The organism is Saccharothrix espanaensis DSM 44229 (assembly GCF_000328705.1).
GTDB lineage: Bacteria > Actinomycetota > Actinomycetes > Mycobacteriales > Pseudonocardiaceae > Actinosynnema > Actinosynnema espanaense.
The window spans coordinates 3,761,530-3,772,929 of record NC_019673.1 but is presented as its reverse complement, the minus strand read 5'-3'; the positions used below and the strand labels follow the sequence as shown (position 1 = coordinate 3,772,929).

The window sequence follows — 11,400 nt, the reverse complement described above, 5'->3', positions numbered from 1 at the left end:
GGGCAGCCCGTCAGGTCGGGGGCCGTGTCACTGAGCGGAGGTGATCGGCGCCACTGACCCGGCGGCGGAACTCGCCGGGGCTGCACCCGCACTCCCGCTTGAAGAACCGGCCGAAGTAGGACGGGTTGTCGAACGAGAGCCGCTCGGACACCTGGGCGACGGTGAGGTCGGTGTGGGTCAGCAAGCGCTTGGCCTCCACCGCCAGCGCGGCTCGGATGATCTCCGCCGGGCGCTTGCCGGTGGTCCGCTTCACCACGTCCGCCAGGTGCTTCGGGGTGACCCCGATCCGGCTGGCGTAGCCGCGCACGGACTGCTCGTGCGGCAGCTCCTCGCTGACCAGCCGGAGGTAGCGGCGGGCCAGCGCGGTGCCCCGGTCCTCCTCCACCGCGCCGGTGCCCGCGTCGTGGTGCAGCCGGCGCATCTCGACCAGCAGGACGTGCAGGTAGGCCTGCAACACCGACGTGTCCGCGCCGCCGGGCCGGCGGTACTCCCGGTCCAGCGCCGCGATCAGCGCGGTGACCGGCGCGATCTGGTCGGCGGCCAGGCGCAGGGCGTGCCCGGTGCCCAGCGGGTCCAGCGCCAGCGACCGGCGCGGTGAGACGCGGTCGCCGTACTGGGGCACCAGGAACTCCTCCTGGAACACCATCACGTGCCCCTCCAGGGGCTCGCGGCGCTCCCAGAACTGCACCTGGCCCGGTGCGATGAAGTACAGCGTCACCGGGGCCACCTGGTAGGGCACGAAGTCGATCACGTGCGTGCCCGCGCCGCCGGTCACGCAGACCAGCTCGTAGAACTCGTGGCGGTGCGGGTACGGCGCGTCCGACCAGGGTGACAGGTCGGCGAACGACCCGATGGCGAACCCCGGCGGCCCCTCGGCGATCAGCGGGTCGTCGAAGCGGTGGATCGGCAGCGGGACCGCCTGCACGGAACCTCCCGGTGTCACTCGGGCGAGCCCGCCGCGCGGGCGGGCGGGGTGATGCCGGGGTTGGCGGCCAGCAGGCTGCGGGTGTACTCGTGGCCGGGCGCGGCGGCGATCTCGGCCGGCGTGGCCACCTCGACGAGCTTGCCGTCCTTCATCACGCCGACCCGGTCGGCGACCGACAGGATCAGGCTCAGGTTGTGGGTGATGAACAGGAAGCCGAGGTCGTGCTCCCGGCGCAGGTCCAGCAGCAGGTTCATCACCTGCCCCTGCACCGAGACGTCCAGCGCCGAGGTGGGCTCGTCGGCCACGATCAGCCGGGGCTCGGGGGCCAGCGCGCGGGCGATGGCCACCCGCTGCCGCTGGCCGCCGGAGATCTGCGCCGGGATCCGGTCGATCACCGTCTTGGCCAGGCCGACCTCGTCGAGCAGGCGCTCCACCCGCTTGCGCAGGGCGGGGCCGCGCAGCGAGGTCAGTTCGCGCAGCGGTTCGGCGATGATCCGGCCGACGGTGTGCCGGGGGTCCAACGAGCTCTGCGGGTCCTGGAAGACCAGCTGCACGGTCCGGCGGAAGGCCGTGGTGTCGCCTTCGAGGCCGCGTGCGGTGTGCAGTTGGCCGGCCACGCTGACGGTGCCCTCGGTGGGGTGGTCCAGCGCGGCGACGATCTGGCCTAGCGTGGTCTTGCCGCTGCCGGACTCGCCGACCAGGCCGAAGAACTCCCCCGGCCGGATGCTCAGGCTGACCCCGTCCACGGCGGCCAGCCGCTCCCGCTTCCGCAAGCCGAGCAGGCCGCCCGAGCGCCCGCTGCGGGTCACGAACGTGCGCCGCACGTCCTTGACCTCCAGCAGCGGCTCGGCCAGGTCGGCCTCGGCGAGCGCCTCGACCGGTGCGGGCGGCGGCAGTTCCACCGGGCCGGAGCCGGGGTTCCAGCACGCCACCTCGACCGGTCCGACGGCGATCGGCGGCGGTTCCTCGGTGGTGCAGCGGTCCACGGTGTGCGCGCAGCGCGGGGCGAACCGGCAGCCGGGCAGCAGCGCGCCGGCCTCCGGCACGGACCCGGTGATGGCGGGCAGCCCGTCGACCCGGCGCACCCCGACCTGCGGGACGCACTCCACGAGCGCGCGGGTGTAGCGGTGGCGGGGCGAGTTGAGCACCTCGGCCGCCGGTCCGGACTCGACCAGCCGGCCCGCGTAGAGCACCGCGATCCGGTCGGCGATCTCGGCCGCGACCCCCATGTCGTGGGTGATGAACACGCACGCCATCCGGTGTTCCCGTTGCACGGTGCGGAACAGCCGCAGGATCTCCGCCTGGGTCGTGACGTCCAGCGCGGTGGTCGGCTCGTCGGCGAGCAGCAGGTCGGGCCCGGCCATCAGCGCCATCGCGATCATCACCCGCTGCTGCATCCCGCCGGAGAGCTGGTGCGGGTACAGGTTCGCGACCCGTCGCGGGTCGCTGAAACCCACCTCCCGCAGCAGGTCCAGCGCCCGCGCGAGGGCTTCCGCGCGCGCCTCGCCGCGCCGCGTCCCGCCCGGCTCGTACGCCTCGACGAGCTGCGCGCCGATCCGCTGCGCCGGGTTGAGCGAGTCCAGGGCCTCTTGGAACACCATGCCTATCCGGCGGCCGCGGAACGAGCGCATCCGCGCCGCGTCCAGCCCGTTGAGGTCGACGTCGTCCAGCCTCACCTCTCCGGTGGTCCGCACCGGCGTGACGAACTCCAGCAGCCGGATCACCGAGAGCACGGTGACCGTCTTGCCGCTGCCCGACTCGCCGACCACGCACAAGGTCTGCCCGGAGTCGAGGCTGAGGCTGAGTTCGTGGACCAGTTCGGTGTCCACCTCGCCGGTGGGCACCGCGACCGAGAGGCGGTCGATCTCCAGTAGCGACATGGGTGTCATCCCTTCCGCCGGCCGGTTCGGCCTGAGAATCCGGTGATTCTGTACACCGATGACCTCGACGGACAAGGTTTCGCGGAAACTGTGCAGCCAGAGACAAACGTCTGTCCACTGTGGCGGGTTCGTACGGGGTCAGTTCGCCTCAGTGACATAAAAGCCGACATCGGCGTCTGTGCGGTCTGTGCGGGCCGGACTACGTTCTCGGCCACCGACCTGCGGAATCAGGCGCGAGGAGCCGCAATGGAGCGCACCGAATCACGTCGTCTCAGGCACAGGATCGCCGCCCTCACAGCGGTCGGGCTGGTACTCACCGCCTGCGCCACTACCAAGGGCACTACGACCGGCGACGCGGGACCACCCGCGCGTGGGGGGAACTTGACCGTCCGGCTGGCCCAGGACCCGGGCTCGCTGGACACGGTCAAGAACTCCAACGCCGGCACCACCTACATCGGTCACGAGGTGTTCGAGCAACTGGTCACGATCGACGCGAACTACCAGCCGCAGCCAGTGCTCGCGGAATCGTACAAGAAGGCCGATGACGGGCTGGGCTACACGTTCACGCTCCGCAAGGGGATCGTGTTCGCTGACGGCACACCCCTGCGGGCGGCAGACGCCGCGGCGTCGCTGCGCTACTGGGTGGACAACGGCAGCTACGCCGGGTCGCTCAAGCCCGTGCTCAAGGAGATCACCGCGCCCGACGAGGGCACGGTGGTGGTGACGCTGAGCGCGCCGTTCAACCTCGTGGCGCTGATGGCCACCAGCCACGGCACCGGGATCCGCAAGGAGTCCGACATCGCCTCCGCCGGGCCGACCGGCATCCCCCGGGAGAACTCCGCCGGCAGCGGCCCGTACAAGGTCAAGACGTGGACGCCCGGCCAGGAGATCGTCCTGGAGCGCAACGACAAGTACCAGCCGCCCGGTGGCAAGTCCAGCGGGTACGCCGGGGCCAAGAACGCCTACCTGGACACGATCACCTACAAGGTCGTGGCCGACGCCGACGCCGTGCTCAACGGCCTGCAGACGGGCCTGCTCGACGTCGCCGAGCCGTCGCACGACCAGTACGACCAGGTCAAGCGCAGCGACACCCTCAAGGTCGGGGTGGAGGGCGCGGCGAACATCCAGTACATCGCGCTCAACCACAACTCCGGCTCGATCTTCGCCAAGCAGCAGGCGCGCGACGCGATGAACCTCATCGTCGACAAGGCGGCGGTGATGGCGTCGCAGGGCGTGCCCGAGCTGGTCTCGCCGAGCAACGGCGCGTTCGCCACGCAGACCAACAAGGGCATGTACTCCGAGGCCGGCAAGGCCAAGTGGGACCAGCACGACCCGGAGCGCGCCAAGCAGCTGTTCGCCGAGGCCGGGCTGCAACCCGGGCAGACCATCCGGATGATCACCACCGACGAGTTCCCGCAGTTCAAGGACGCGCTGGTGCTGGTGCAGAGCCAGTTGCAGAAGATCGGGATCACGGCGAGCATCGACAGCTACGACTTCGCCACGCTGATCGGGCGCAAGAACAACGAGCCCGACAGCTGGGACGTGCTGGCGCTGATGGACGACGCCAACCCGCCCGTCCCGTCCTACAGCGACAACGTGCAGGGCATGGACAACATGGGCTACCCGCGCGACCAGCTCGCGCCGCTGCTGTCGGCCTACAACGCGGCCGACACCCCGGAGGAGCAGAAGCAGGCGATCGACAAGGTCCAGGAGTTCACCTCCCAGAACCTGCCGACCATCACGCTCTACAACGCGAAGTCCTACGTGGGCTACAGCGCCAAGGTGCGCGGGTACGACGGCTGGGGCATGGAGTTCGCCGACGTCTGGCTGGCGGGGTAGGCCCCGGTGGCGGCAGTCCTCCTGCGCCGGTTGCGCGACCTGCTGGTCGTGCTGTTCGTGGTCGGCACCGTGCTGTTCTTCCTGCTGCGCTCCATCCCGGGCGACCCGGCGCAGGTGCTGCTGGGCACCAAGGCCTCCCCCGACCAGCTCGACCGGCTGCGCCGCGAGCTCGGCCTGACCGGGCCGCTGCACGAGCAGTACGCGCACTGGCTGGGCAACGTGCTGTCCGGCGACTTCGGCACGTCGATCAAGTACCAGCTGCCCGTTCCGCAGATGATCCTCGACCACCTCGCGCCGACGTTGACCCTGGCGGTGCTCGGCACGGTGATCAGCTTCCTGCTCACCGTGCTGATCGTCACCTGGGTCACCGTCTCGCCGCACAGCCGGGTGGCCCGGTCGGTCAACCGGGCCGCCCAGTTCGGGCTCGCCCTGCCCGAGTTCTGGCTGGCGCTGGTGGCGGTGTGGCTGTTCGCGCTGACCCTGGGCTGGTTCCCGACCAGCGGGTACACCCCGCTGTTCGAGGACCCGGCGACCGCGATCAGCCAGCTCGCGCTGCCGCTGGCGGTGCTCGTGGTGGGGCAGACCGCGTTCCTCACCATCACCATGGAGGAGAGCGTGCTGGGCGAGCTGTCCCAGCTCTACCTGCGCACCGCGCGGGCCAAGGGCGTGGGCGAGCGGCGGATCGTGCTGCGACACGTGCTGCCCAACTCGATGCTGCCGGTGCTCACCACGGTGGGGCTGAACTTCGCGTCGCTGATCGGCGGCGTGGTGGTGATCGAGAGCATCTTCGTCATCCCGGGGCTGGGCACCATGCTGCTGGGCGCGGTGTACGCCCGGGACTTCCCGCTGATCCAGGGAGGGGTCATGTTCATCGCGTTCCTGTTCGTCGTGGTGAACCTGCTGGTCGACCTCGCCTACGCGCTGGTCGACCCGAAGGTGCGGGTGTCATGACGACGGTCCTGCCGAGCGCGCGGGCGTTCGCCCGGCGCAACGCCGTGCTGGTGATCGCGGGCGGCCTGCTGGTCGCGCTCACCCTGCTGGTGCTGGTGCTGCCGCTGTTCCTGCCGGACCCGAACGCGCCCGACCCGGTGCGGCGGCTGCTGCCGCCGTCCGCGGAGCACCCGATGGGCACCGACAAGTACGGCCGGGACCTGTTCGCCCGCTGGGCGTCCGCCGGCCGGGTGTCCATCGGGATGACCCTGCTGATCACGGTCTGCGCGGTCACGCTGGGCACGTTCATCGGGCTGGTCGCGGGCTTCTTCGCCCGCGCCGGCACGGTGGTCATGCGGGTCGTGGACGCGTGGATGGCGTTCCCGTCGATCATCCTGGCGATCGTGTTCGCGGTCGTCGTCGGGCCGGGCATGCTCAGCGAGCTGCTGGCCGTGACGATCATCTTCACCCCGTACACGGCCCGGATCATCCGCAGCCGCGTGCTCGGCCTGACCACCCGCACCTACGTGAAGGCGGCGCGGGTGTCCGGGATGGGGGCGTGGAAGACCCTGGCCGTGCACGTCCTGCCCAACACGCTCCCGCTGGCCGTGGTGCAGTGCGTGCTGCTGTCGGCGGGCGCGATGCTCATCGACGGGTCGTTGAGCTTCCTCGGCCTGGGCATCTCACCACCCACCGCCACCTGGGGGAACATGGTCGCGGACGGGCGCACCTACCTCCAGGACCACCCGACGATGGTGATGTTCCCCGGCCTGACCATCGCCCTGTTCGTGTTCCTGCTCAACCTCGCGGGCAGCAGCCTGCGCACGTTCGTCGACCCGAGGGCGCGGATGCTGCTCGCGCAGCGGCGGCGTCGATGACCCGACACCCAGGCGGGTGCGCGTGAACGGCCCACCGCGCACCCGCCGCCTGCTGTTGTTGCTCGGTGCGCTGTCCACGTTCGGCCCGCTGTCCATCGACCTGTACCTGCCCGCGCTGCCCGCCCTGGCCCGCAACCTGGACGCCACCGACGACTCCGCGCAGTGGAGCATCTCGGCGTGCATGATCGGGCTCGCGCTGGGACAGCTGTTCATCGGGCCGTTGAGCGACAAGATCGGCCGCAAGCGGCCGTTGTTCATCGGGGTGGCGACGTACACGGTGGCGTCGCTGCTGTGCGCGACCGCGCCGTCGATCACGGTGTTGATCGTGTTGCGGCTGGTGCAGGGCCTGGCGGGGTCGGCCGGGATGGTGGCGGTCGAGGCGATGGTCCGGGACCTGTACGAGGGCCGGCAGATGGCGCGCATCCTGTCGTTGCTGATGCTGGTCGGCGGGTGCGCGCCGATCGTCGCGCCGGTGCTGGGCGGGCAGTTGCTGCACTTCACCGACTGGCGCGGGCTGTTCGTGCTGCTGGCGGTGATCTCGGCGTTGCTGCTGCTGGCGGTGATCGCACTGCCGGAGACGCTGCGCCCGGAACTGCGGCACGCGGGCGGCCTGCGCCGGGTGCGCGCCGGGTTCTCGGCGGTGGTCCGGGACCGGATGTTCGTCGGCTGCACGCTGGGCACGAGCATCGGCAGCATCGCGCTGTTCATCTACATCTCGATCAGCTCGTTCGTGCTCGAAGGCGGCTACGGCGTGAGCCCGCAGGTGTTCTCGCTGATCTTCGCGGTCAACTCGGTGGGCCTGGTGCTCGGCGGGTGGTTCAACTCCTTGCTGCTGCGCCGGTTCACGCCGGAACGGCTGCTGGTCGCCGAAGCGCTGGTCGCCCTCGTGGCCAGTGTGCTGAGCCTGGTCGCGGCGCTGCTGCACGCCCCGCTCGCGGTGTTCCTGCCGGTGCTGTTCCTCACCATCCTCAGCGGCGGCCTGGCCTCCCCCAACGCGACGGCCCTCGCCCTGACCCGCCACCCGGCCAACGCGGGCACCGCCGCCGCGCTGCTGGGCAGCACCGGCTTCCTGTTCGGCGCGCTGTTCGCCCCGCTCGCGTCGCTGGGCGGGGCCAGTGCGATCGCGATGACGGCCGGCATCGCCATCGCCCGGGTCGGCTCGTGGCTGGCCTACGCCTTGGTGGCCCGCCCGCAACGGGCCACCCCGGACCCCGCGCCGTGCGCCGGGGGCTGAACGCGCGCTCTCAAGGCGTCCACACGTCGGGTGCCTTGAGGGCGCTCAGCTTCGGCCAGGTGCTCAGGGCCGCCTCCACGTCGTCCAGGTCCGTCACCCCGAGGTGTCGGAGCAGCGCGAGGGCCTCGACCACAGCGGCGAGGTGGCGTCGGGGTTCGGCCGGGGACAGCTCCACCAGGACCGAGAGGGCGTTGACCACCAGGACGGTGGCCTCTTGCCGGCGGTTCCTGGCGTACATGGCCTCGCCCATGACGATGAGCAGCGGCGGCAGCCGCTCGATGTCCGGGCCCAGGGACGCGGGGCCTGCCTCATGGGCCACCAACAACGCCATCCCGCACGCCTTGTGCGCCTCGCCGAGCAGTCCGGCGTGGAGCTGGGTGGTGCTCAGCTCGACCAGGGAACCGATCAGCAGCGCGGGCGGGAAGTCCGGGTCGGCACGCACGTAGGCGGAGGCCGTCGCGACGGCGAGCCGCCCCACCCGCAGCCCCTCCTCCACGCGCCCGGCCTCGCGAAGCGCGGCACCGTTCCGGCGCAACTCCGCGACGTGCCCGGGTCTGCTGCCGTTGGCCGACAGCTCGGCCCGCGCGCTCGCCAGGGCCAGGTCCGTCCCCGGCACGTCGAGCGCGGTACCGGGTGGCGCAACGGGCACCGGCGCGGGCTTGCGGGGTGTGCGGGGGCGTCGGCGCTTGCGGGGCACGGGGCGTTCCACGCGCAGCGCGATCGCCGAGTGCGGGCGCTTCGAACGCTGGGCGGCGTCCAGGACGGTGCTGCGGGAGACCGTGGTCGCCACCGACCGCTTGGTGCCGAGCTGCCGGACTTGCAGGTGCACCACGCCGTTGACGTCGCAGTCCACCGTGACCTCGATCGACGCCTCGCCGCGCGGGCCGGTGTGGAGCTGGAGCCGCAGCTCCGCGATGGTCGTGTCGTTGCCGGCCGGGTCGTTGCCGGCCAGGTCGTTGCTGGTCAGGTCGTTGCTGGTCAGGTCGTCGCCGGTCGGGTGCGGGGCGAACTGGTGCAGGCGGACCTGCGCGACCGGCTGGTTGGCCCTGGTGGTGGTGAACAGCTCGGAGCGCTTGGCGGGGATGGTGGTGTTCTCGCCGATGAGCGTGACGACGCCGCCGTCCGCTTCGACGCCGAGCGCCAGCGGCGTCACTTCGAGCAGGACGACCTCGGGGACGTCGCCGGAGAGCACCCCGGCCTGCAGGGCCGCGCCGAGGGCGATCGCCTGGTCCGGGTCCACCCCGGTGGCGGGGTCGCGCCCGGTCAGCCGGCGGACCAGCGCGGCCACCGCGGGCATCCGGGTGGCACCGCCGACCAGCACCACCTCGTGCAGGTCGGCGGTGTCCGCGCCCGCCATCGTCAGCACCTGCTCGATCCGCGACCGGCAGCGGTCCAGCAGGTCGGCGGTGAGCTCCTCGAACTCGTCCCGGGTCAGCGTTTCCACCAGGTGGCGCGGCACCCCGCCGGCGGAGGACAGGTAGCGGAGGTTCACCGTGGTGCTGTCCTGGTCGGACAGCGCGATCTTCGCCGCCACGGCGGCGTCGCGAACCAGCTGCCCGACCCGCGGGTCGTCGTCCACCGCGACACCGCAGGTCCGGGCGAACCGGGTCAGCAGCCAGTCGGCGACGCGCCCGTCCCAGTCGTCGCCGCCGAGGTCGTTGTCCCCCGACGCGGCGCGCACCTCGACCGAGCCCGCCGCCAGGTCCAGGACCGACACGTCGAGCGTGCCACCGCCGAGGTCGACGACCAGGACGGTGCGCCGCTCGCCGTCGGTGGTCACACCGTAGGCCAGCGCGGCGGCGGTGGGCTCGTTGATCAGCCGCTGCGCGTGCAGGCCCGCCATCCCGGCGGCGTGCACCAGCGCCTCGCGCTCGGCGACGCCGTAGTAGGCGGGCACGGTGATCACGGCGGCGTCGACGGCCGTGCCGAACTGCTGCTCGGCGTCCAAGCGCAACCGGTCCAGGATGTACGCAGCGACGTTCTCCGCCGTGTAGGGCCAGCCGTCCACCGTCGTGACCCAGTCGGTGCCGAGCTTGCGCTTGACCGCGAACACGGTCCGGTCCGGGCGGGCGGCGGCCCAGAGCCCCGCCACGATCCCGACGTCGACCCCGCCGCGCTCGGGGAAGCCCACGACGCTCGGCGTGAGCACCGATTCCTGGCCGTTCACGATGACCCGGGGGCCGTCCTCGCCGACCACGGCCACCGCGGAGTTGGTGGTGCCGAAGTCGATCCCGACGGCGTGCCGCCCGGCCGGCGCGACCTCCCGATCGCCACCGGGTCCGGTGACCGGGAGCGGCACGCGGCTGCCGATCCGGCTCGCCCACACCGCCTTGGCGCGGGTGGCCACCTCGTCGTCGGCGTCCCGGGTCAGCGGGATCAACGCCTCTCGCGCCGCGTCGCGGATGCGCGGCGAGGCGTCGTCCAGCAACCGTTCCAGGCCGAGCGCCGCGCCGTAGCGCTCCCACGGCTCGGCGCTGACCACCGCGCGGTGCAGGGGCACCGGGATCATCGGCGCGTGCTGGCTGCCCAGGTGCAGCGACCGGATGTTGCGGCCGATGTAGAACGAGCCGCTGAGCCGGTCCACCGACAGCTCCGGCGTCTGGTCGGGCACCTTCCGCCGCACCTCGTGGTGGACGTACCGGTAGAGGTCCTCGACGCTGATGTGCCCGTCGGAGTCCACGTCCGCCGCGCCGGTGCGCAGCCCCTCGACCACCGTCGAGGTGAAGACCGAGGGCTGGCCGGGCGCGACGCTGCGCAACGTCGACTCGTGCGCGTACTGGAGCGCCGCGCAGGCGGTGATCACCGCCTTGCCCTGCCCCTCGAAGTGCTGGTCGACCTCGACCCGCGCGGCCGCCTTCGCCGCGCGCGACCGCATCCCCTTGACGTAGCTGCCGCTGAAGCAGCAGTCCAGCATCAGCACCACCCGGCGGCAGCGCGACTGCTCGATCCGCTCGTTGACGAAGTGCGCGGACACACCGGTCGAGGCGAGGTAGTCGCTCTCGGTGTCCTTGGCCACGAAGTGCAGCTCGCGGTTGGCCTCGTTGCGCTTGCCGTGGCAGGAGAAGTGCAGCAGCAAGAGGTCGTCGCGGGCGGCGGCGGCGAAGAACCGCTCGACCTCCCGGCGCACCGTCCGGGCCGACTCCTCGGCGACCACGCGCACGTCGAACTCGCCCACGGTGTAGGAGCCCAGCACGTCGGCCAGGTCCCGGGCGTCGGCCGCCGCACCGGGCAGGTCGGTGAAGCGCTCGTCGTCGTAGACCTGGTTGGCGACGATCAGCGCGCGCTTGCGCGGTGCGCTCAGCGTCCGCCGCCCGTCCGGTCGATGAAGTGGCGGACCAGCTCGTCCTGCTGCTCGGCGGTGGCGTTGGTCAGCGCCAGGCGGTGCTCGCCGATCGTGACCTCGACCTCGTTGACCCCGCTGCGGCCGAACCACGTCCGCACCCGGTCGGCCAGCACGCGCACCAGGCCGGACTCGACGATCCCCTGCACGACGACCAGGCCCACCTCGACCAGCTCGGCGGCGCGGGTGCCGTCCGGGGCGGGCCCGGCGACCGGCCGCTCGCCGTCGACGCCGGACTCCCGCAGGTCCTCGATCAGGTCCTGCACGGCGTCGTCCAGCTCCAGCGGGGTCAGCGCGTCGTCCACGATCCGCACCACGGCAGGGGTCATCTCGGGAACCTTTCCTCGTCGGTCCCTTGGGTATACCAGGTGCGA

General features: G+C 71.8%; 8 protein-coding genes. 4 read left to right on the top strand and 4 right to left on the bottom strand.

Annotated elements, in window-relative coordinates; translation table 11 throughout:
• Window positions 1-10: 10 nt before the first annotated feature.
• Window positions 11-925 carry an AraC family transcriptional regulator gene (locus BN6_RS16880; RefSeq protein WP_051075609.1) on the bottom strand — a complete coding sequence of 305 codons (915 nt, stop codon included), beginning with the start codon at window positions 923-925 and terminating at the stop codon, window positions 11-13.
• A 14-nt stretch (window positions 926-939) separates the two neighbouring features.
• Window positions 940-2,805, bottom strand: coding sequence for an ABC transporter ATP-binding protein (locus tag BN6_RS48825; protein WP_015100893.1), 1,866 nt, complete (start codon window positions 2,803-2,805; stop codon window positions 940-942).
• Window positions 2,806-3,186: 381 nt separating this feature from the next.
• Between BN6_RS48825 and BN6_RS16870 the strand changes: the two genes are divergently transcribed.
• The 4 genes from BN6_RS16870 to BN6_RS16855 are packed head-to-tail and all read left to right on the top strand — an operon-like array spanning window position 3,187 to window position 7,686.
• A complete protein-coding gene (locus BN6_RS16870; RefSeq protein WP_051075608.1) occupies window positions 3,187-4,644 on the top strand; it encodes an ABC transporter substrate-binding protein in 1,458 nt (485 codons plus the stop codon).
• A gap of 6 nt (window positions 4,645-4,650) precedes the next feature.
• Window positions 4,651-5,595, top strand: coding sequence for an ABC transporter permease (locus BN6_RS16865; protein ID WP_015100891.1), 945 nt, complete (start codon window positions 4,651-4,653; stop codon window positions 5,593-5,595).
• Window positions 5,592-6,452, top strand: coding sequence for an ABC transporter permease (locus BN6_RS16860; RefSeq protein ID WP_015100890.1), 861 nt, complete (start codon window positions 5,592-5,594; stop codon window positions 6,450-6,452). Before BN6_RS16865 ends, BN6_RS16860 begins: the two co-directional genes overlap by 4 nt.
• A gap of 16 nt (window positions 6,453-6,468) precedes the next feature.
• Window positions 6,469-7,686 carry a multidrug effflux MFS transporter gene (locus BN6_RS16855; protein WP_015100889.1) on the top strand — a complete coding sequence of 406 codons (1,218 nt, stop codon included), beginning with the start codon at window positions 6,469-6,471 and terminating at the stop codon, window positions 7,684-7,686.
• Window positions 7,687-7,696: 10 nt separating this feature from the next.
• Here the strand turns inward: BN6_RS16855 and BN6_RS42045 are convergent, their stop codons facing one another.
• Window positions 7,697-10,963: a caspase, EACC1-associated type gene (locus BN6_RS42045; RefSeq protein WP_269454359.1), complete on the bottom strand. Its 3,267-nt coding sequence runs from the start codon at window positions 10,961-10,963 to the stop codon at window positions 7,697-7,699.
• A 20-nt stretch (window positions 10,964-10,983) separates the two neighbouring features.
• A complete protein-coding gene (locus tag BN6_RS48820) occupies window positions 10,984-11,355 on the bottom strand; it encodes a hypothetical protein (protein ID WP_015100887.1) in 372 nt (123 codons plus the stop codon).
• Window positions 11,356-11,400: the final 45 nt, after the last annotated feature.

Coding starts and splice junctions, on each gene's coding strand:
- BN6_RS48825 (WP_015100893.1), bottom strand. CDS start 2,805: ATGTCGCTACTGGAGATCGACCGCCTCTCGGTCGCGGTGCCCACCGGC.
- BN6_RS16860 (WP_015100890.1), top strand. CDS start 5,592: ATGACGACGGTCCTGCCGAGCGCGCGGGCGTTCGCCCGGCGCAACGCC.
- BN6_RS48820 (WP_015100887.1), bottom strand. CDS start 11,355: ATGACCCCTGCCGTGGTGCGGATCGTGGACGACGCGCTGACCCCGCTG.